The organism is Clostridium sp. UBA6640, assembly GCF_002455975.1.
GTDB lineage: Bacteria > Bacillota > Clostridia > Clostridiales > Clostridiaceae > Clostridium_J.
Genome location: NZ_DKLM01000019.1, coordinates 1 through 22218, shown reverse-complemented (window position 1 = coordinate 22218; position 22218 = coordinate 1). Strand labels below are relative to the sequence as shown.

Below are 22218 nucleotides of genomic sequence, written 5' to 3'. Positions count from 1 at the left end.
TACAATAGTAATTATTGAGGCTGGAATGACCTTTTAACTAAGAGTGAAATTGTTCCAATAGAAATATTAATCATAATGTTATGAATAATATGAAGGAATTGGTAATAGTTCATAAAGTTACATAACTTGACATAGAATTAATTTAAATTTATAATTCTATTTGTAACAGATTTAAATTGAGATTAAAGAATATAAAAATTGAATAATAAGAATTTAGGTGCTTTTTATAAGTGAAAAGGGAATGTGGTTAAATTCCACAGCAGCCCCCGCTACTGTAAATGATGACAAACCTTAAGATTACCACTCTTTTAAAGGGGAAGGTTAAGGTGAGAATGAATCAAAAGCCAGGAGACCTGCCTAAATTTTTAATGAAAGCTTTCGGAGGGAAGGTTCTATTAGTATGAAGAGGCATTAAATAGATTATTATACAAATAGAGGTGAACTTAGAGAGTTTGCCTCTATTATTTTTTTAGAGAGTATTTTAAGAGTATTTTATTTGAAAGGGAGTTTTTTATATGGCAAAGATAATGGTGCAAGGAACAGCTTCTTCCGTAGGTAAAAGTATACTGGTTACAGCACTATGTAGAATTTTTAAACAGGATGGATATAGTGTATGTCCATATAAGTCACAAAATATGTCATTAAATTCATACATAACTTTAGATGGTAAAGAAATGGGACGCGCACAAGTATTACAAGCTTATGCTTGTGGACTAGAACCAGAAGCATATATGAATCCTATATTATTAAAGCCAACTAGTGATAGGAAATGTCAAATAATCGTAAATGGTGAGGTTTACGGAAATAGCACAGCTATGGAATATCATAATATGAAGCTAGAATTTAGAGATATGCTAAAAGCCCAATTTGAAGAATTGGAAAAGCAATTTGATATTATAGTTATGGAAGGTGCAGGAAGCCCAGCAGAAATAAATTTACGTGATAGAGATATAGTAAATATGGGAATGGCAGAACTTGTAGATGCACCTGTAGTGTTAGTAGGAGACATTGATAAAGGCGGAGTTTTTGCTTCATTAGTAGGAACACTAATGCTTCTTACAGAAGGTGAAAGAGAAAGAGTAAAGGGAACCATCATCAATAAATTTAGAGGTGATGTAGATATATTAAAGCCAGGTATCGACATGCTTGAGGATATATCTAAAAAACAGTGTATAGGAGTTGTACCACATTTTACATTAGCTCTAGAAGATGAGGATGGAGCTGTAGAATTAAATAAAAAGATAACCAATAAAATTGATATAGCTGTTATTAAACTTCCTAGAATCTCAAATTTTACTGATGTAGATGCACTTAAAAATGAAGAAGATGTTTCAGTAAGATTTATAACTTCTGTAGAAGAATTTAAAAATCCTGATTTATTAATTATACCAGGAAGTAAAAATACCATTGAAGATTTAAATGCACTTAAAGCTTCTGGACTTTTTGATAAGATTAAAGAATATAGCAAAAATGGAGAAGTAATGGGAATTTGTGGTGGATATCAAATGCTAGGTAAGAAAATCACAGATCCATATGGTGTAGAAACAAATCTATCAGAAATAGAAGGATTAGGACTTTTAGATATAGAGACAGTTTTTGAACAGAAAAAAGTAACTACCAGAGTAGAAGCTGATTTAATTGATAATAAAGTATTCACTACTGATAGAGATAAATTATCTGTATACGGTTATGAAATTCATATGGGGATTTGCAAATATGGTGAAAATGCCAATCCATTATTTAATATAAAAACTCAAAATACAAAAGAAGTAAATTATAATGATGGAGCCATTAATGAATATGGTAATATAATGGGATCTTATATCCACGGAATTTTCGATAAAACAGATTTTAGAGAAGCTATAGTTAACAAGCTTAGAGGTAAAAAGGGCATAGAATTAAAGAAATCAAAACCGTATGAAAGTTTAAGAGAAGAAGAGCTTGATAAACTTGCAGATTTAGTAAGAAAAACTTTAGATATGGATGAAATATATAAAATGGTGGGAATTAAAAGATAGTTAGGAGATAAAATAATTGTTTAATTTTAATTTGAAAGCTAACATTATTTATGTATTAATAGCTATGATTATAGATTTCATCTTAGGAGATCCTGCTTGGCTTCCTCATCCAATTATCTATATTGGCAAGCTTATAAATAAGCTAGAAAACTATTTTAGAAAAGGTGAAAAAAGTGATGAGGGCTTAAGAATCTGTGGAGGATTAATTGTTTTAATAGTATGTTTTGTAACTTATACTATTCCTTATGTCTTATTAAAATTATCATTGATTAATGAATATTTATTTCATGGTCTAAATATTTTTATAATTTGGACTACATTAGCAGCAAAAAGCTTACATGGTGCAGCTATTGAAGTTTATAAATCTTTAGAAAAAAGTGATATAGAGGATGCAAGAGTAAAACTTTCTTATATAGTAGGTAGAGATACAACAAGCCTTGAAGAAGATGAAATTATAAGAGCAGATATAGAAACTGTAGCAGAAAATGCTTCTGATGGTATAATTGCTCCTATGTTTTATGCGATATTAGGCGGGGCTCCACTAGCTATGATGTACAAAGGCGTTAATACTATGGATTCAATGCTAGGATATCTAAATGAGAAGTTCAGATATATTGGTTTCTTCCCAGCTAAAGTAGATGATTTGTTCAATTTAATACCTGCAAGACTTACAGGAATTTTAATGTGTTTAACTTCTTTTGTTGTAGGTGGAAATATAGAAGATAGCTTTAGAATAATGATTAGAGATAGAAAAAACCATAAGAGTCCAAACTGCGCTTATCCTGAGGCAGCAGCAGCAGGTGCAATGAAAATTCAACTTGGTGGAACAAATGTTTATTTTGGAGAGATAGTGTATAAGCCAACTCTTGGAGACAGAATTAAAGGCTTAGAAGCTAGAGATATAAAGCAAAGTATAAAGCTTATGTATTCAAGTGAGATATTGTTAGTACTTGTATCACTAATTTTAGTGGTAATTTTAAAATTAGTTAGGATGTGAAGAAATTGAAGCATGGTGGAGATATATATAGTGAAGGATTATTAAAAGGAAGAAAATTACTGGATTTTAGTTCTAATATAAATCCTCTCGGTGTACCTAAAGGCTTTATTGAAAATATTAATGAAGGAATAGAAATGCTTCAAGTTTATCCTGATATAAAATATAGAACATTAAAGGATAACATAATTAATTATTTAAATAAATGCAGTTATTATTTTGGAGGAGAAGCTCACGAGTTAAATTTAACTCATGAAAACATTTTACTAGGGAATGGAGCTTCTGAAATAATAGATTTAGCTATTAGATATTTAAAGTCTATAACTATAGTAGTACCGTCTTTTGTAGAATATGAAGATAATAGCCATAGATATAATTTAGAAGTAAGTTATTCATATTTAAAAGATGACTTTACTTATGATTATGAGGATATATTAGGTAAATTAAATTATAGCGAAGGTCTTATAATTGGAAATCCTAATAATCCTAATGGTTCAATTATAGATAAAGAAAGGTTTACAAGTATTTTAGATTTTTGTGAAGAAAATAATAAGATAGTTCTAATAGATGAAGCGTTTATTGAGTTCACAGGAAGCTCTAACTATAGCCTTTTGAATTTAGTAGAAAAATATAAATGTTTATTTATTATTAGGGCGATAACAAAATTTTATGGATTGCCTGGCGTAAGATTAGGTTTTGGAATAACCAAAAATAAAGAATTAATTGATTATATAGTTTCAATGCAAAATCCATGGAATATTAATTGTTTTGCTGAACTAAGTGCTAAATATGCATTAAGTGATGAAGTATACATACAAGATTCCCTTAAGTGGATTGAAACAGAAAGAAAATATATGATAGAAGAACTAAATAAAATTTCTATAATTGAAAAATGTCATAATAGTTATGGAAATTACGTTCTTTGCAAATTAGAGGGAATAAATTGTGATAAGCTTTACAGTTACTTAGAAGAAAAATGCATTATAATAAGAAAGTGCAATAATTATAGAGGACTAGATGATAAGTTTGTTAGATTTGCAATAAAGGATAGAGAATCTAATAAAAAGCTAATAGAGTATTTAAAAAATATAGACCCATTAAAAATTAAGGATATCTAACTCTTAGCTAGAGAAGGTGGATAAATGAAAAATTTAGAGCAGTGCTTTTTATCTATTAAAAGTGACAAGCTTAAGGTTCTTATAGTTGGTGGAGGAAAAGCGGGATATATAAAGTGTAAATCCTTTTTAACTAAAGGAGCAGAGGTTAAAGTTATTGCATTAGATATATGTGAAGAAATAGTATCTTTACAGCATTTTAAAAAGTTAAGTATTGAAAAGACTACTTATAATAAGGAAATGTTAGCAAAATATCATGTAGTGGTCATTGCAACTGATGATGAATTCTTAAATCGTAATATTAAGATGGATTGTGATGAATTTTGTAAACTTCATATAAATGCTTCTAATGTAGAGGAAAGCATGTGTATAACTCCTACTGTAGGGGAAAGTAAAAGTACAGTTTTTGCAATTCATACAAAAAAAATTAGTCCTAAAACTTCACTATTTATTAGAGACAATCTAGAAACTCATCTAAAAAAATACGATAGTTATATAGATTTTTCAGTAAATTTAAGAAATTCTCTAAAGAATCATAGTAAAAAGAATGAAATTTTAAATTTCATATCCACAGAGGATTTTCTATATATTTTTAATAAGGGATACGGTGAAAAAATTATAAATTTATTTTATGGAGGCAATAAAATTGAGAATAACAACGAGAAAGAGTAAGTTAGCACAGGTACAGACAGAGTTTGTAATGGAGCTTATAAATAAAACCCATAACATTAAATGTGAAAAGGTATTAACAGATACTTTAGGAGATAAAAGATTAGATGTTACACTTGATAAAATAGGTGGTAAAGGACTTTTTGTTAAGGAACTAGAGCAGCTTATATTAGATGGACACGCAGAAGCTGGTGTTCATAGTATGAAGGATATGCCTTATGAACTGCCAGAAGGCTTTATAGTTGCAGCAATGCCTATTAGAGAAGATGTAAGGGATGCCTTCGTATCTATAAATGGAGTAAAATTTAAAGATTTGAAAAAAGGTGCTAGGGTAGGAACTAGTAGTAATAGAAGAGCTAGTCAATTAAAAATCTTAAGACCAGATATAGAAATAGTACCTATAAGAGGTAATGTTCAAACTAGAATTGAGAAAATAAAAAAAGAAAATTTAGATGGAATAATTCTAGCAGCAGCAGGACTTAAAAGACTAGGTATGGAGGAGATAATAACTGATTATTTTGAGCCACATGAAATGATTCCTGCTATAGGCCAAGGTGCACTAGGAATTGAAATACATGAAAGTTGTAAAGATAAAGAGGTTTTTACAGCTCTTGATAATTATGAGGTTAGAGTTTGTGTTGATGCAGAAAGAAGTTTTATGGCAGCTTTAAAAGGAGACTGTCACGCTGCTATAGGAGCTTATGCAGAGCTAAAGGATAATACAATCAATATGGTTGGTATTTACGAAGTTAATGGAAACCTTATAAGAAAAGAAGTAACAGGACCAGTAGATGAAAATATTAAGCTAGGAGAAGAGCTTGCTTCTTTAATTTTAAATTCTTAGGAGGAATTATGAGTAAAGTATATTTAATAGGTGCAGGGCCAGGCCATGAAGAACTTATTACAATGAGAGCGATAAATGTTTTAAAGCAGTGTACAGCTATTATGTATGATAGATTATGTGGAGAAAGCTTTTTACAATATATAAATCCAAACACAGAAATATATTACTGCGGAAAAGAACCAGGATGTCATTATAAAAATCAAAATGAAATTAATGACATGATAGTAAAGCTAGCTAAGAAGGGCCATATTGTAGGAAGAGTAAAGGGCGGAGATCCTTATATCTTTGGTAGAGGAGGAGAAGAAGCACTTAGATTATTAGAAGAAAACATAGAATTTGAAGTAGTGCCGGGAATAACTTCTCCAATATCTGTACTAAATTATGCGGGAATCCCTGTAACTCATAGAGGAATAGCTAGAGGATTTCATATATTTACAGGAAAAAGCAATGATAATATGGACTTAAACTTTGAAGCTATTTCAAAACTTAGCGGAACATTGATATTTCTTATGAGCTTTGAGAAGTTAGGGATTATTACTAAAAGCTTGATGGAAAATGGTATGAGTGGTGATACTCCAGCGGCAGTAGTGATGAGAGGAACTACATCTAAACAAAAAAAAGCTATAGGAACATTAAGTAACATTGTAGAAAAAGCGCTAGAAAATAACTTATCAAATCCTAGCATAATTGTAGTGGGTGAAGTAGTTCAGTTCCATGATAAATTAAATTGGTTTGAAAGAAGACCTCTTTTTGGAAAAAATATATGTATTACAAGAACTAAAGAGCAAAGTAAAGAAATAAAAACTAAGTTACTAAATTTAGGAGCAGAAGTTACAGAAATAAACTCTATAAAAATTAAGCCTACACCAGAAAAAATGGAACCATATTTAGATAAATTATCATTATATGATTACATTGTTATAACAAGTGCTAATGCGGCGAGAGTTTTCTTTGAATACTTAATAGAAAGAGAAATTGATGTTAGAACTATAAAAGCACAAATTATAACCATAGGGCCAGCTAGTGATAAAGCCATTAGAAGCTATGGGGTGATACCAAAGCTTTGTGCTGAGGAATATGTAGCAGAAAATTTATTTAGTCATATGGAAAGCTTTATAAAAGAAAATGACAAAATACTTCTTCCAAGGTCTAAAAATGCAAGAGTTTTTTTAGCAGAAGCCTTTGAAAGTAAAGGATGCATAGTGGATGAATGTCATATATATGAAACAGAAACAGGGGAAGCAGTAGGACTTAATAGATTTGTAGAGTGTGATGCTGTTGTATTTACAAGTCCAAGTACTTTAACCAATATGATTAAGCTTGTAGGTATTGAAGAAATTAAGAAAAAAACAGTGGTATCTATAGGACCAATTACTTCAGTAGAACTTAACAAACATAATATAGAGCATATTGTATGTGATGAGAGTAGCAATGAAGGAATGATAAATAAATTAATTGAAATTTATTCAAAGTCCTAAGAATTAAGGGAGTGGAAGTTATGTTAACACAACATAGAAGATTAAGAGAAAATCCAGCTATAAGAAGCTTAGTAAGAGAAACGGTTTTAAATCCAAATGATTTTATATTTCCTATATTCGTAGTTGAAGGGGAAAATATTAAGGAAGAAATTTCTTCTTTAAAAGGAAATTATCATTGGTCTATAGATAGATTACATGAGGTTATTGATGAAGTTAAAGCTGCAAAAGTAAAAGGTATAATACTTTTTGGCTTACCAGACCATAAAGATGAAATAGCAACTTCTGCTTTTGCAGAAAATGGAATTGTTCAAAAGGCAATTAGAAAAATAAAAGAATTAGATAAAGATCTATTTGTAATAACAGATGTTTGCATGTGTCAATATACAGACCATGGACACTGCGGAATAGTTGAAAATGGAAGAGTACTTAATGATCCTTCAGTAGAGATTATAGCTAAAATCGCATTATCTCATGCTAAAGCAGGAGCAGATATGGTAGCGCCTTCTGATATGATGGATGGAAGAATAGGAGCTATAAGAGAAATTTTAGATGAAAATAACTTTGACTACGTTTCTATAATGGCATACAGTGCAAAATATTGTTCAGCTATGTATGGACCATTTAGAGCAGCAGCAAATTCAACACCACAATTTGGAGACAGAAAAACTTATCAGATGGATCCAGCAAACGGTAAAGAAGCATTAAGAGAAATTGAAGAAGATATCATAGAAGGAGCAGATATAATAATCGTTAAACCTGCCATGATTTATTTAGATATTATAAAGTCAGCTTCAGATAATTTTAATATTCCAATTGCAGCTTATAACGTAAGTGGAGAATATGCAATGATAAAATGTGCTTCAGAAAATGGATTATTAAATGAAAAGGAATCGGCACTAGAAATGTTAACTTCAATGAAGAGGGCAGGTGCAAACCTAATAATAACTTACTATGCACTTGAAGCTTGCAAATGGTTAAGTGAAGAGTAGTAAGAAGAAAGATGTGAAAATATGAAGGGTGTAGTTATATCTTCTAATTGTAGTGGTGGAGGGAAAACCACCATTACACTTGGAATAATGAAAGCATTAATGAAACTTGGTTTTGATGTGCAAGGCTATAAAGTAGGACCAGATTATATAGATCCAGCTTTCCATTCCACTATAACTAAGAAGCCATCGAGGAATTTAGATTTATTTTTAATGGGAGAAGATGGGGTAAAGGCTGCATTTTCAAGAGGACATGGAGATATGGCTGTAATAGAAGGTGTAATGGGACTCTTTGATGGAAAGGGAATAGATAGTAGATTTTCTACAGCACATGTAGCAAAAACTCTAGAGCTTCCTATAATCCTTATATTAAGTCCTAAAGCGGCAAGTGCAACTTTAGCAGCTGAAATTCAAGGGCTATTAAATTATTGTGATGAATGGGTAAAAGAACCTAATATAAAGGGAGTTATATTAAATAATATATCTTCTAGCTATTACAATCTTTTAAAGCTCATAATAGAAACACATTGTAATATTAAAGTCTATGGCTATATACCTAAAGATGAAGAAATATCATTAAAGTCAAGACACTTAGGACTTGTTCAATGCAGCGAAGTAGAAGATATTGAATATAAAATTAACAAATGCAGCGAACATATTTTATCCAATGTAAACATGGATGAATTAATTTCTACTTTTAGTGAAGTAAAAAAATATGAAGATAATTTTCATATAGAAAATAAAAATTTAAAAATAGCAGTTGCTAAAGATGAAGCTTTCAGCTTTTATTACACAGAAAATTTAGAACTTCTTAAAGAGGTAGGAGAAATTGTGTACTTTAGTCCATTACATGATAAAAAATTACCTGATGATATTAACCTCTTATACTTAGGAGGAGGGTATCCAGAAGTTTTTATTGAAGAACTTAGTAGTAATACATCAATGCTCAAATCTATAAAAAATGAGTTAGATAATGGATTAAAATGCTATGCAGAGTGTGGAGGACTTATGTATTTAACAGAGTCAATAACCACTTTAGATGGTAAAGAATTTAATACTGTTGGCTTCTTTAAAGGAAAAAGTGTCATGACTACAAGACTTCAAAACTTTGGATATTGCGCTATTAATATAGATGAAAAAAGTCCACTTTTAAAAGACTTGTCAATCAATGCACATGAATTTCATAAATCAAAGGTAGAACTAGATGAAAATTATATATACAGCCTCACAAAAAACAGTTACGATGGTTATGTTAAAAACTGGAATTGTGGATATGTAAAAAATAATACTTTAGGTGCCTATGGACATATTCACTTTTTTGGAAATATAGACTTTTTAAAAGAGTTATTAAAATGAAATTATTCTAAAAAATCTTTGAAAAGGAATGAAGTAGAATGAAAGAATATATAAAAGATCCAATGGGAATAGAGATTAGAAGCTTTGAAATAATTGGAGAGGAAATGGGACCACATAATTTTGATGAAGAGCAGCTTAAAGTAGTTAAAAGAGTAATACATACCACAGCAGATTTTGATTATCAAAACATAATTCATTTTAGTGAAGACGCTATTAAAAAGGCTAAGGATATATTATCTAAGGGAGTGACTATATACACAGATACTAATATGGCACTTTCAGGAATGAGTAAGCCAGCATTAAAAAAACTTAATTGCAATGTAGAGTGTTATGTGGCAAGAGAAGATGTAAGAGATATTGCCAAGGAAAAGAAGATAACTCGTTCTATGGCTGGTGTTGAAAAAGCTGTGGAAGAAGGAGTAGAATTCTTTGTATTTGGAAATGCACCTACAGCAATTTTTAAACTATTAGAATTAGTAGAAGAAGGTAAAGCAAAGCCTAAATTTGTTATAGGTGCTCCAGTAGGATTTGTAGGAGCTAAAGAAAGTAAAGAACTACTAGAAAAGTACGATATTCCAGTGATAACCATTAGAGGAAGAAAAGGTGGAAGTACAGTGGTAGCAGCAATTATGAATGCTATTATGTACATGATGGTTGAAAGATAGTACTAAGAGTGAAGGTGTAAATATGCTAGATTTATATGTAGAAGCAAATGGAAAAAGATTGAGATGTGGGTATACCACTGGTTCCTGTGCAGCAGCAGCTTCTAAAGCAGCAACAATGATGCTTTATGATAAAGAAAAAACACCAATAGATAAAGTTAAAATAGACACTCCTAAGGGAATAGAATTAAACTTAGAGGTTCACGATATTACCTTTGGAGAAGATTATGTGGAGTGTGCAATAATAAAGGATGGCGGAGATGATATCGATGCTACCAATGGGATAAAGATATTTGCTCGCGCTACTAAAAAAGATAATGGGTACTCGCTAAAAGGCGGCACCGGTGTAGGAGTAGTTTGTGGAGAAGGACTTTATATTAAAAAAGGAGAGCCTGCAATAAATCCTGTACCTAGAAAAATGATTGAGAAGGAAGTAACTGAAGTACTTCCTAAAGATTGCGGAGTAGAAATTACTATATTTGTTCCTCGAGGTGAGGAAATTGCAAAAAAAACCTTCAATCCTAGATTAAATATTTTAGGTGGAATTTCAATATTAGGTACTACTGGCATAGTGATGCCAATGTCAGAAGAGGCTTTAACAGAGTCTGTAAAATTGGAAATAAATCAAAAGATAGTAAGTGGAAGTAAAGAGCTCATATTATTATTTGGAAATATGGGTGAAGATATGGCAAACAAACTTAAGCTTAATGTGAAGGATATGGTTATCATTTCTAATTATGTAGGTGTAGCTTTGGATACAATTATTTCCAAGGAAATAGAAAAAATTACCATAGTGGGTCATATAGGTAAGCTTTGCAAGGTGGCTAGTGGAGCATTTAATACTCACAGTAGAGTTTGTGATGTAAGGCTTGAAACATTGGCATTAGAGCTAGCACTTATGGGCTATGATTTAGAACTAGTTAAAAAGGTTTATAATGAAAAAACCACAGAAGGTGCTGTAGAGCTTTTAGGTGATGGTTTTGAAAAGCTTTATGAAAATATAGGTAAGAAGGTTATAAATAGAATTAAGATTTATAGCTATGATAAGTTGGAAGTAGATGCAATTATGTATTCTATGAAGAGAGGAATACTTTATAATTCCTTAGAAGAAAAGGAGAGATAATTATGGTTTATATTGTAGGGCTTGGACCTGGTCATAAGGATTATATTCTTCCTATAGCTGATAAAACTATGGAGAACTCTGATATAGTAGTAGGATTTGGAAGAGCTATTAAAAGCATAGACCATATAAAAACTCCTAAACTAGAATTTAAAAGTATAGTATCAATTATAGACTATCTTAGTGAAAATAAAGATAAAAACATATCTATAATAGCTTCTGGAGATCCTGGCTTTTATGGTATTACCGAATATATAAAGAAAAATTATGATGGTGAAATAAAAGTGATCCCAGGAATAAGTTCTTTTCAATACTTTGTAGCTAAGTTAAATCAGTCATGGAATAATGTTCATTTAGGAAGTATGCATGGAAGAGAAGAAGACTTTTTAGGAAATATTTCTAAGCACTCACAGGTAATATTTTTGACAGATAATAAGAATTCTCCAAGTGAGCTTTGTAGAATTCTTTATGAAAACAACATAAATTGTGATGTTTATGTTGGGGAAAATCTATCCTATGAAGATGAAATAATATCCTTTGGAAGTCCAGAAGAACTTATGAAATATAACTTTGGAAAGCTAGCAGTTATGTACATAAAGCTAAAGTAATGGAGTTGAAGTAGATGAAATTTATTAAAGATGAAGAATTTATTCGTGGAAATTGTCCAATGACTAAAGAAGAAGTAAGAATTTTAAGCTTATCTAAATTAGAATTAGAGGAGAATTCAAGAGTTCTTGATATAGGTGCAGGTACAGGCTCTGTTACTATACAAATGAGTAAAATTTGTAATAGTGGTGAAGTTGTTGCAGTAGAAATGGACGAAGAAGCAATAGAAGTTATTAAAAAGAATATAGAAAAATTTGAAGCAAATAATGTAACTTTAGTGGAAAGTGAAGCCTATGAGGCAGTAAATAACATAAAGGGAGAATTTGATGGAATTTTTATCGGTGGCAGCGGTGGAAATATAGATAAAATAATCTATGAATATGGAAAAATGCTTAAACCACAGGGAAAAATGGTGTTGAATTTTATAACTATAAGTAATTTATATAAGGCAATGGAAGCCTTAAAAGAAAATGGATATAAAGTTGAGGTAAGCCAAATAGCAGTAGCAAGAGGAAGAGGAAATAGTTGCATGCTCATGGCAAATAACCCTATATTCATAATTTGTGGCGAAAAGATTAGCTAATTTGAAATTAACGGAGGATTTAAATATATGAAGAAACAAGGAACTTTATATGGTGTTGGAGTTGGACCAGGAGGAGAAGAATTACTTACTTTAAAAGCTGTAAAAGTAATAGAAAGCTGTGATGTTATCATAGCACCAAGTGCAAAATCTGGTGGAGTTAGTATCGCTTATGAAACGGCAAAAAACTTTATAAAAGACAGCCAGGAAGTTGTTATTAGTCATTTCCCAATGGGAAAACCAGATAAAGAAGAAAAGGTTTATGATGCATTTAAAACTATAGAAGGATATTTAAAAGATGGTAAGGATGTTGCTTTCTTAACCATAGGAGATGCTTTTGTTTATAGTACTTATATATACTTATTAAAATATATAAAAGAACAAAATTATAAGACTGAAACTGTTCCAGGAATAACTTCTTTCTGTGCCAGTGCAAGTATTGCAGATAGAATATTAGTAATAGGAGATGAACCATTATTAATAGTTCCAGGAAGTAGAATTGATTCTATAAAAGATGAAAAATATGTGGTTATTATGAAATTCTATAATCAAGAAGAAAAAGTATTAGATTTCTTAGATGAAAGAGGCTTTGACTATGTATGTGTTCAAAGAGCATATAGAGAAGGTGAAAAAGTACTGTCTACTAGGGAAGAAATTTTAAATGAAAAAGATTATATGTCATTAATAATTGCTCATAGAAATAGCGAGATATAGTATGGAGGAAACAAATATGGAAAATATAGTTTATTTTATAGGTGCTGGTCCAGGAGACCCAGATTTAATAACAGTAAAGGGAAGAAAAGTATTAGAAGAAGCAGATGTAATAATTTTTGCTGGTTCACTAGTTAGTCCTGCACATTTTGAATATTGTAAAAAGGATGTAGAAATACATAATTCAGCTTCAATGACTTTAGATGAAGTTATTGCAGTGATGAAAAGAGCCCATAGTGAAGATAAGAAAATTGTTAGACTTCATACTGGAGATCCTGCTATTTATGGAGCAATTAAAGAGCAAATGGATGAACTTGATAAATTAAACATAGGTTATAAAGTAATTCCAGGAGTTAGTTCTTTTACTGCAGCAGCAGCAAGCATTAAAAAGGAGTTTACTCTTCCAAGTGTTTCTCAAACAGTAATACTTACTAGAATGGAAGGAAGAACACCAGTTCCTGAGAAAGAAGACTTAGAGAGACTTGCTAGTATAGGTGCATCAATGGCGTTATTCTTATCTGTAGGTATGATTGATAAAGTAACTGAAAAGCTAAGACGTGGTTATGGAAGAAATGTACCTGTAGCTGTAATACAAAGAGCTACTTGGGGTGATGAGAAATATGTTATTGGAACATTAGATGATATTGCAGAAAAAGTTAAAGAAGCAAATATAACAAAAACTGCACAAATATTAGTAGGAGATTTCATAGATAGTGAATATGAAAAAAGCTTATTATATGATGCAGGCTTCACTCATGAATATAGAAAGGCAAAAGATGAAAATAGCAATAATTAGTGTTACTAATAGTGGAGATAGAGCATCACAAGCTTTAAAAGAAGACCTTGAAGCCAATCATAAATATAGTTGTCATATATACACTAAAGATGAGGTTAAGACTTTAACTTTAAATAAAATATGTAGTGAAGCTATGGAGAATTTTCAAGGGATTATATTTATTAGTTCCACAGGGATTGCAGTAAGAGGAATTGCACCTTTTATCAAAAGTAAAGACAAAGACCCAGCAGTGGTAGTAGTAGATAATTCAGTAAAATATGCTATAAGTCTTTTAAGTGGTCACTTAGGCGGAGCCAATACTCTTACAGAGGAAGTGGGCCATATACTTAAATGTATGCCTATAATTACTACTGCTACTGATGGATTAAAAATAGAAGGTCCAGATATGGTGGCGAAAAATAATAATTTAATTATTGACAATTTGAAAGATGCTAAGGATATAGCAGCGCTTTTAGTAGAAGGAAAAAAAGTTGCTTTTATAGACGAAAAATCTTTAATAAACATACCAAAAGGATATGTTGAAGAGAAAAATCAAGCTGATGGAGCAGTATATGTAACTCATAAGTTAGAAGTTGAGAATACTACTCATAAAACTTTAAAGCTTATAAGAAGGGATATTGTACTTGGTATTGGCTGCAGAAAAGATTATGATATAAATTCTATGGAGCAAAGTGTAATGCAGGCATTAAGAGAAAATAATATTGATTTTCGAAGTGTTAAAAAAATTGCTACAGTAGAAATTAAAGCAAAAGAAAAAGCGATTTTATCTCTTAGAGATAAGCTAAGCTGCGAATTAGAGATTTTTACAATTGAAGAAATTAAGAAAGTTGAAGATAAATATGAAGGCAGTGATTTTGTACGAAAAACACTAGGAATAGGCTCTGTGTGTGAGCCTTCTGTAGAACTTAGTGGAGGAAAGATCATAAAAAACAAAATGAAATTAAATGGGATGACACTTAGTATTGGAGTGTTATAAAGTAGGAGGAAATAATATGGGTAAATTATACGTAGTTGGAATTGGACCGGGTGGACTTGACCATATGACAGTGAGAGCAAAAGAAGTAATAGAAAATTGTGACATAGTAGTTGGATATACTAAATATCTTGAAATGATTAAGCCTCTTATAGAAAATAAAGAAGTGTTTTCTACTGGAATGCGTGGAGAAGAAGAAAGATGTAGAAAAGCATTAGAGTTATCTAGAGATAAGGATGTAGCAGTTGTAAGTACAGGAGATGCTGGAATATATGGAATGGCTGGTCTTATACTTCAAATGGCAGAAGGTGAAGAAGTTGAAATTGTACCAGGAGTTACAGCTTCAAGTGCTGCAGCTTCTATAGTTGGTGCACCATTAATGCATGATAATTGTAACATTAGCTTAAGTGATTTATTAACACCATACGAACTAATAAAGAAAAGAATTCGTCTTGCAGCAGAAGGAGAATTTATCATATCTCTTTATAATCCCAAAAGTAATGGAAGACCTCATTACTTAAGAGAAGCTATTGAAACTGTAAAGGAATTTAGAAGTGGAAATGTGCCAGTAGCAGTAGTTAAGCATGCATTAAGAGAAGGACAAGAAGTTCATCTATATACATTAGAAAATTTTGATGATAGTAAAGTAGATATGTTCTCTATAGTAATCATAGGAAATAGTAATAGCTTTATTAAAGATAATAAATTTATAACTCCAAGAGGATATAAATTATAAGGAGCGACAATTGTGATAGCATTAATTTTAGGAACAAGCGAAGGAAAAGTTATAGTAGAAAATTTAAACAAATATACCGATGATTTATTACTGTCTGTTGCTAGTTCATATGGTGGAAGTCTTTTAGAAAATTATAAATACAAAATTTTAAATGATAAGCCATTAACGAAAGATGAACTTAAGGAAATGCTGAAGGTCAATGGTGTAAAATTATTAATAGATGCATCTCATCCTTACGCAGTAGAAATAACTTATAATGCTTTAGAAATTTGTAACGATTTAAATATTAATTATATTAGATATGAAAGAGCCTCTATTGTAGATAAATATACAAATTCACCTAATATAGTGGAAGTGGAAAACTATGAGGAATTAGATAAAGTGTTAAAAAATATAGATGGAACTATATTAAACACTACAGGAAGTAGAAATATCAATAAAATATTAGATTTAAATTTAAATAATAGAATAATTCATAGAGTACTGCCAACCCTTAAAGTAATGTCAGAGTGTGAAGAATTAGGTGTTAAGGTAGAGGATATTATTGCAATGAAGGGACCTTTCTCTAAGGAACTGAATTTGTGTTTCATAAGTGAGTTTGATGCTAAAGCTATGCTTCTTAAAGACAGCGGCATAGTTGGAGGAACTCTAGAAAAATTAGAAGCTGTTATGGAAAGCAATATCTATGGAATTGTTATTGGCAGAAAGAAGATAAACTATCCAATAGCTTTTAGTGATGATAAAGAATTGTTAAATTATTTAATTGAAAAGAAGTTTATTTAAGAAAATTCTTTTCTAGGGTAGCTGAAACAATGCACAATTATCTCTAATTGTTTATAAAAAGTATAGGAAGAAGTTTATAATTGTGCATTGGAAGCTGTGAATTGTATATTAACGATGGAGGTATTTATGAAAGTAAAAAAAATAGTTTTAATAGGGCTTTTTATAGCATTAAGTGCAATTGGGGCTAATATTAAAGTTTTTCAAACAGTAGCATTTGATTCAATGCCAGGATTTTTAGCAGCAATTATACTAGGACCATTAGCAGGGGCAGCGGTTGGTGCAATAGGTCATCTTATAACTTCAACTATCAGTGGATTTCCAATGTCATTACCAGTTCATTTAGTTATATGTATAGACATGGCATTAACTATGTATTTCTTTGGAATAACTTATAAAGTTTTAAGAAAAAGAGGAGAACTAATATCAAATATATCTTCTGCTATAGTAGGAGCCTTAATCAATGGACCTATATCCGTTTTTATGTTATTAATATTGAATAAATTTATGACATTTATGCCAAGTGAAGTTTTGATAGGTATGATACCTGTTTTAACAATGGTGGCTGCAGTTAATATTATAATTGTGCTTATTGTAAATAAGTTTATACCAGAGAATTATAAAACTAATTAGTAATTGGGAATATATATAGTCAAGAGCTGTAGTTAATTTTCAGTTTGATAGGAGTCTACAATAATTTTTGAAATACAATTTTAAGGAGAATGAGTATATGAATAAAAAGGGCATATTAGTTGTAAGCTTTGGAACGAGCTATGAACATCCGCTTAAAAGCTGTATAGAAGCTACAGAAAATTATATAAGGAATAGTTTTAAGGAGTTTGAAATTAGAAGAGCTTTTACTTCTAATATGATAATAAAGAAGCTTAAAAGTAGAGATAATCTTCACGTAGACACAGTAGGAGAAGCACTTTTAAAGATGCGTGAAGAAGGATTTAATGAGGTTTATGTCCAACCATTACATATAATATATGGAGAAGAATATGATAAGATTAAATCTTCTATAGACAAATATAGAGAAGAAAAGGCCTTTGAAAAAATAGAGCTTGGAAGACCATTACTTTATAAAAATGAAGATTATTTTGAGGCTGTTGAAGCTTTAAAATCTCAGATTCCAGAATTAAATAAAAATTCTGCAGTAGTGTTAATGGGACATGGAACTGAGCATCATGCAAACTCATGTTATTTTCAATTTGAATACGTTGCTCGTAAAATGGATTTAGAAAATGTCTACATGGCAACAGTAGAAGGATATCCAGAAATAGAGCATATAATCCCAGAATTAAAGGCAAAAAATATAGAGGAAATAACCCTAATGCCATTTATGTTAGTAGCTGGAGACCATGCCCAAAACGATATGGCATCTGATGAGGAAGATTCATGGAAATCTATATTAGAAGGTGAAGGCTTTAAAATAAACACTTACCTTAAAGGATTAGGGGAGAATAATAAATTCCAAAGCATATATGTTAAGCATTTAGAAGATATAATGGAATAGTATAAAAGACTCAATGATTAAAATAAAGTTATTGAGTCTTTATTTAATTATTTAAATGTACAGGGAAAAGCTATAGGCTAAAAACAGCATAAATTAATTTTATTTTAAACAAAAATAGAAATATTACTATAAAATAAAGGTAAAACTTAAGGTATACATATAATCAAAACTAAAAATTAAAGGAGAGACTAAAGATATGAATTCAATAGTATGTATGGGAGATAGTCTTACATATGGATATGGGGTTAGTGCTAAAAGTAGTTGGGTTGAGTTATTAAGGAATAGATTAGGGAATGTTAAGGTGATAAATGCAGGAGTAAATGGAGATACAACCATCGGTATGGTTAACAGGTTTACGGAGGATGTAGTATATAATAATCCAGACATTGTTATTATCCTAGGTGGAACTAATGATTTTTTAACAAATAAAAGTGCAGAAAATGCTCTTAAAAATATAAATATAATGGTTAAAGAGGCAATAGAAAATAATATTGTACCAATAGTTTTATCACCACTGAAAGTAATAGGAGACTTAGCTTTAGAATGTTGGGATAGCTGTGACTACAGCAAAGTAAACTCTTTAATAGAGCAGCTTGGAGATATTCTTAACAAGTTTTGCTCTAATGAAAATATTCCCTTTATAAATTTAAATGATATTTTTGATAAAATAGAAGAGAATAGGTATTTATATACTGATGGAATTCATCTTAGTGAAGAAGGGAATAAACTATTATTTGAAGTAGTAGCTAATGTAATTAGAGAATAACTTTTTGTTAATAAATCACTATTTTCATAAAGAGATAATACTCTTTAAAGCCCATTAATATAATATAGTTAGGATATTAATGAAATTTATTGGAGGATTTTATGAGTGATAGGAACTTGAAAAATAGTGAGTATTTAACTACCAATCAAGGAGTGGATATAACCAATAACCAAAGTTCATTAACTGTTGGAGAGAGGGGACCTGTTTTACTTCAAGATGTGGAGTTAATTGAAAAGTTAGCTAGTTTTGATAGAGAGAGAATTCCTGAGAGGGTGGTACATGCTAAAGGAGCTGGAGCTCATGGTCATTTTACGCTTTGTAACTCTATGGAAAAATATACAAGAGCTAAATTTCTAAATGAGGTAAACAAGGAAATACCAGTGTTTGTACGTTTTTCCACAGTTATAGGTTCAAAAGGTTCTGCAGATACTTTACGTGATCCAAGAGGATTTGCTGTAAAGTTTTATACAGAACAGGGGAACTATGATTTAGTAGGAAATAACTTACCAATATTTTTTATAAGAGATGCTATGAAATTTCCAGATATGATTCATGCTTTTAAGCCTTCACCAGACACTAATATACCAGATTCAAATAGATTTTGGGACTTTATATCTAATACACCAGAAGCTACCCATATGGTTACATGGCTTTTTTCAGATAGAGGGACGATTAAAAGCTATAGAACTATGGAAGGTTTCGGTGTAAATACTTATATATGGCTGAATGAAAAGGAGAAAAGGGTTTATGTAAAATATCATTGGAAACCTATATTAGGAATTAAAACTATTACAAGACAGGAATCTGAAATATTAGCAGGATTAGATCCAGATGTGGCAACAAGAGATTTATATGATACGCTCAATGGAGGAAAAACTGTTGATTATGATCTTTTTGTACAAATTATGGATATTGAAGATGAATTGAAACAAGAGTTTGATCCTTTAGATGCCACAAAAATCTGGCCTGAAAAGACATTCCCGCTTATAAAAGTAGGAAAACTTACTTTGACTACAGCACCTAAAAATTTTTTTGCTGAAGCTGAACAAGCGGCTTTTTGTCCTGCAAATTTAATAGATGGTATTGAAGCTTCCGCAGACAAACTTTTACAAGGAAGATTATTTTCATATTCTGATACTCAACGTCATAGAATAGGTGCCAATTTTGCTCAATTACCAATAAATAGACCTCAAGTGCCAGTTATAAATAATCAGCAAGATGGAAATATGAGATACTTCGCAAATTGTGGAAAAGTTAATTATGAACCAAACACATTAAATTGTGGAAAACCGAGAGAAGCACCATCATTACCATCAAAACCGCAATATATATGTGGCAATATTGAAAAGAGAAAAATAAAGCTAACAAACGATTTCCAGCAAGCAGGAGAAAAATATCGTTCCTATGACAAAGAAGAGAAAGATCATTTAATAGACAATTTGGTAAATGACTTATGGAGTGTAGAGGAAAAAATTCAACTAAAAGTCATAGAGTATTTAACTAAAGCAGATAGAGAATATGGAGAAAGAGTAAGAAAAGGTCTTAAAATTAAATAATTATAGATAAGTTATATTAAAAAAATTACTATTTAGTATTGTAATATATTTAATTGTTTATTAAGCTTTTTATACGTTAATTTCTTTTATAGTCTTTATAAGAACATTAATATTTACTAAATGCGGAATGTGAAATCTCAGCTACTGGTTAAATAAAGCGGCCACTTAAACTTAAAGATAAATTAAGATGGCCACTTTTCTATAGATGTAGTATCATGTATAGAAAGATATAATAACATATTTACACATTGATTATTTGCGAGTAATATATGGATTGTAGAGACTATAATATAATTTAAAGCTATATATGGCTCCTTGGTCAAGCGGTTAAGACACCACCCTTTCACGGTGGTAACAGGGGTTCGATTCCCCTAGGAGTCACCATATTCAAATAAGATGGTTTACAGAAATGTTAACCATCTTATTTTTTTATCGAATTATAATATATGTATCCTTGTAGCGGCGAACAGTGTTCGCCATAAATTTTGCACTATATCTAAATATCAACTTAAGATTTTAATAAAAAATACTTAAAAGCATTGATATAATTATGATGATTAATTTGATAATACCAGAGATGCAAAGTAAAACTACTGAGCACTGCTTGCCTCTACGATATTATAAATAATAGAATGGATGAAAAATATGCTACAAAGGAAAGTAACTATTAAATTTAAGAAATTATAGACAGTTTATGTTATTTATAAAGTTATACAATATTATTTTTTAGATATTATTATTTTATATAATGACTTAAATTGAATATTTTGCGTAGTAAATGATAAAGATGTTCTTCCTAATACAATAGTTTCATGAAAATTAAATAATGAGGTATTTACACTATATGTTATAATTTTAGGTAAAATAAATGTTAATTATATTTTTTATATAAGGAGGAATTAAAATGGAATATTTTCATGTTGATGTTTTTAGCAATGAAATTTTATCTGGCAATGGATTAACTGTTGTTTTTTGTAATGAGGAATTAGAAGATAATCTTATGTTGAAATTAACACAAGAGTTTAAGCAATTTGAAACAATTTTTGTGAGAAGAATAGATGATAGTATATTTAATGCAAGAATTTTTACAGTAGATGAAGAATTGGATTTTGCGGGGCATCCTATTTTGGGAGCAGCTGCTACTATTCATAGTCATATTTTTAGAAATGAAGAAGATATAGCGATTACATTTCAATTAAATCAAAAAACAATTATAGTTAATTCAAAAAAGATAGAGGGGTATTATGAAGTACAAATGAATCAAGGAAAAGCCGAATTCCTCTGTGAAGTTTCAAAAGAGAAGAGAAATAAATATGTACATGCATTGAACTTGTCAGAAGAGAATTTAAGCGAAGAATTTCCTATGGAAGTTGTATCAACAGGATTACCATACTTATTAGTACCATTAACTTCAGGAATAGAGAGTGCAAAAATAATTAGTTCTAAATTTGAAGAAATGTTAAAAGAAGTAGGTGCTAAATTTGCTTATATATTTGATGTGAATTATATAGAAGGACGGACCTGGGATAATCAAGGAAACGTTGAGGATGTTGCAACAGGAAGTGCAGCTGGACCATTAGGTGCATATTTATATAAGCATAATATTTTTAATGTAGGTCATGAGATTATAATAAATCAAGGAAGATTTGTTGGCAGACCTAGTAAAATTAAGGTTTCTATGAGCATTTCTGAAAAAGAAATATTAGTGTCGGGAGAGGTAGCTATTTTGGCAAAGGGAACTATTTTGCTATAATAATAAACGTAAAAAATCGCATTATTCAAGAGATTGAATTTGCGATTTTTTATTGCGCAATCCAAATATAAGGCGGATTAAAATTGAAATATGTTCTTTGAAAATTAAATAATGTGGCATTTACAAAATGTGTTATAATTGTATTATAATTAAAATTGCAAATTGTTTATATTATATAAACTTTGAATCTGTTAAGTAGTTAT

22 protein-coding genes, 1 tRNA gene and 1 riboswitch are annotated in these 22218 nt (G+C 30.4%); all 23 genes read left to right on the top strand.

Annotated features, from left to right (window positions below; all coding sequences use genetic code 11):
• Positions 1-198 precede the first annotated feature (198 nt).
• Positions 199-375, top strand: a riboswitch (cobalamin riboswitch).
• Positions 376-515: 140 nt separating this feature from the next.
• The 23 genes from B2W91_RS02555 (at position 516) to B2W91_RS02445 (ending at position 22015) form a co-directional block, all read left to right on the top strand.
• On the top strand, positions 516-2018 hold the full coding sequence (locus B2W91_RS02555) for a cobyric acid synthase (protein WP_291578712.1): 1503 nt from the start codon (positions 516-518) through the stop codon (positions 2016-2018).
• 16 nt (positions 2019-2034) lie between these two features.
• On the top strand, positions 2035-3015 hold the full coding sequence (cbiB, locus tag B2W91_RS02550) for an adenosylcobinamide-phosphate synthase CbiB (RefSeq protein WP_291578710.1): 981 nt from the start codon (positions 2035-2037) through the stop codon (positions 3013-3015).
• Between the two features lie 5 nt (positions 3016-3020).
• A complete protein-coding gene (locus tag B2W91_RS02545) occupies positions 3021-4130 on the top strand; it encodes a pyridoxal phosphate-dependent aminotransferase (RefSeq protein WP_291578709.1) in 1110 nt (369 codons plus the stop codon).
• 24 nt (positions 4131-4154) lie between these two features.
• Positions 4155-4799 carry an NAD(P)-dependent oxidoreductase gene (locus B2W91_RS02540; protein ID WP_291578708.1) on the top strand — a complete coding sequence of 215 codons (645 nt, stop codon included), beginning with the start codon at positions 4155-4157 and terminating at the stop codon, positions 4797-4799.
• Positions 4768-5640 carry a hydroxymethylbilane synthase gene (gene hemC, locus B2W91_RS02535; RefSeq protein ID WP_291578719.1) on the top strand — a complete coding sequence of 291 codons (873 nt, stop codon included), beginning with the start codon at positions 4768-4770 and terminating at the stop codon, positions 5638-5640. Before B2W91_RS02540 ends, hemC begins: the two co-directional genes overlap by 32 nt.
• Before the next feature lie 8 nt (positions 5641-5648).
• Positions 5649-7118, top strand: coding sequence for a uroporphyrinogen-III C-methyltransferase (cobA, locus tag B2W91_RS02530; RefSeq protein WP_291578707.1), 1470 nt, complete (start codon positions 5649-5651; stop codon positions 7116-7118).
• A 20-nt stretch (positions 7119-7138) separates the two neighbouring features.
• Complete coding sequence (gene hemB / locus B2W91_RS02525) at positions 7139-8107, top strand: porphobilinogen synthase (protein ID WP_291578706.1); 969 nt, start codon at positions 7139-7141, stop codon at positions 8105-8107.
• Between the two features lie 21 nt (positions 8108-8128).
• Positions 8129-9460 carry a cobyrinate a,c-diamide synthase gene (locus tag B2W91_RS02520; protein WP_291578705.1) on the top strand — a complete coding sequence of 444 codons (1332 nt, stop codon included), beginning with the start codon at positions 8129-8131 and terminating at the stop codon, positions 9458-9460.
• A gap of 38 nt (positions 9461-9498) precedes the next feature.
• Entirely contained in the window at positions 9499-10125 is a 627-nt protein-coding gene (locus tag B2W91_RS02515) for a precorrin-8X methylmutase (RefSeq protein ID WP_291578704.1), read from the top strand.
• Positions 10126-10147: 22 nt separating this feature from the next.
• A complete protein-coding gene (gene cbiD / locus B2W91_RS02510; protein WP_291578703.1) occupies positions 10148-11245 on the top strand; it encodes a cobalt-precorrin-5B (C(1))-methyltransferase CbiD in 1098 nt (365 codons plus the stop codon).
• A gap of 2 nt (positions 11246-11247) precedes the next feature.
• Positions 11248-11850 (top strand): precorrin-6y C5,15-methyltransferase (decarboxylating) subunit CbiE, encoded by a 603-nt coding sequence (gene cbiE / locus B2W91_RS02505; RefSeq protein WP_291578702.1) that lies wholly within the window; start codon positions 11248-11250, stop codon positions 11848-11850.
• Between the two features lie 14 nt (positions 11851-11864).
• Positions 11865-12431, top strand: a complete 567-nt coding sequence (cbiT, locus tag B2W91_RS02500) for a precorrin-6Y C5,15-methyltransferase (decarboxylating) subunit CbiT (protein WP_291578701.1) — start codon at positions 11865-11867, stop codon at positions 12429-12431.
• A 27-nt stretch (positions 12432-12458) separates the two neighbouring features.
• Positions 12459-13142 carry a cobalt-factor II C(20)-methyltransferase gene (locus B2W91_RS02495; RefSeq protein ID WP_291578700.1) on the top strand — a complete coding sequence of 228 codons (684 nt, stop codon included), beginning with the start codon at positions 12459-12461 and terminating at the stop codon, positions 13140-13142.
• Positions 13143-13158: 16 nt separating this feature from the next.
• Positions 13159-13935: a precorrin-4 C(11)-methyltransferase gene (gene cobM, locus B2W91_RS02490; protein ID WP_291578699.1), complete on the top strand. Its 777-nt coding sequence runs from the start codon at positions 13159-13161 to the stop codon at positions 13933-13935.
• On the top strand, positions 13895-14911 hold the full coding sequence (cbiG, locus tag B2W91_RS02485) for a cobalt-precorrin 5A hydrolase (RefSeq protein ID WP_291578698.1): 1017 nt from the start codon (positions 13895-13897) through the stop codon (positions 14909-14911). Before cobM ends, cbiG begins: the two co-directional genes overlap by 41 nt.
• Positions 14912-14927: 16 nt before the next feature.
• Positions 14928-15644, top strand: coding sequence for a precorrin-3B C(17)-methyltransferase (gene cobJ / locus B2W91_RS02480; RefSeq protein ID WP_291578697.1), 717 nt, complete (start codon positions 14928-14930; stop codon positions 15642-15644).
• A gap of 12 nt (positions 15645-15656) precedes the next feature.
• Positions 15657-16427: a cobalt-precorrin-6A reductase gene (locus B2W91_RS02475; RefSeq protein ID WP_291578696.1), complete on the top strand. Its 771-nt coding sequence runs from the start codon at positions 15657-15659 to the stop codon at positions 16425-16427.
• Positions 16428-16553: 126 nt separating this feature from the next.
• Positions 16554-17057, top strand: a complete 504-nt coding sequence (locus B2W91_RS02470) for an ECF transporter S component (RefSeq protein WP_291578695.1) — start codon at positions 16554-16556, stop codon at positions 17055-17057.
• 97 nt (positions 17058-17154) lie between these two features.
• Positions 17155-17940, top strand: a complete 786-nt coding sequence (locus B2W91_RS02465; RefSeq protein ID WP_291578694.1) for a sirohydrochlorin cobaltochelatase — start codon at positions 17155-17157, stop codon at positions 17938-17940.
• A 196-nt stretch (positions 17941-18136) separates the two neighbouring features.
• On the top strand, positions 18137-18706 hold the full coding sequence (locus B2W91_RS02460; RefSeq protein WP_291578693.1) for a GDSL-type esterase/lipase family protein: 570 nt from the start codon (positions 18137-18139) through the stop codon (positions 18704-18706).
• Between the two features lie 101 nt (positions 18707-18807).
• Entirely contained in the window at positions 18808-20262 is a 1455-nt protein-coding gene (locus tag B2W91_RS02455; protein ID WP_291578692.1) for a catalase, read from the top strand.
• A gap of 309 nt (positions 20263-20571) precedes the next feature.
• A tRNA-Glu gene (locus B2W91_RS02450) sits at positions 20572-20646 on the top strand.
• Positions 20647-21166: 520 nt separating this feature from the next.
• Positions 21167-22015 carry a PhzF family phenazine biosynthesis protein gene (locus B2W91_RS02445; RefSeq protein ID WP_291578691.1) on the top strand — a complete coding sequence of 283 codons (849 nt, stop codon included), beginning with the start codon at positions 21167-21169 and terminating at the stop codon, positions 22013-22015.
• Positions 22016-22218 lie beyond the last annotated feature (203 nt).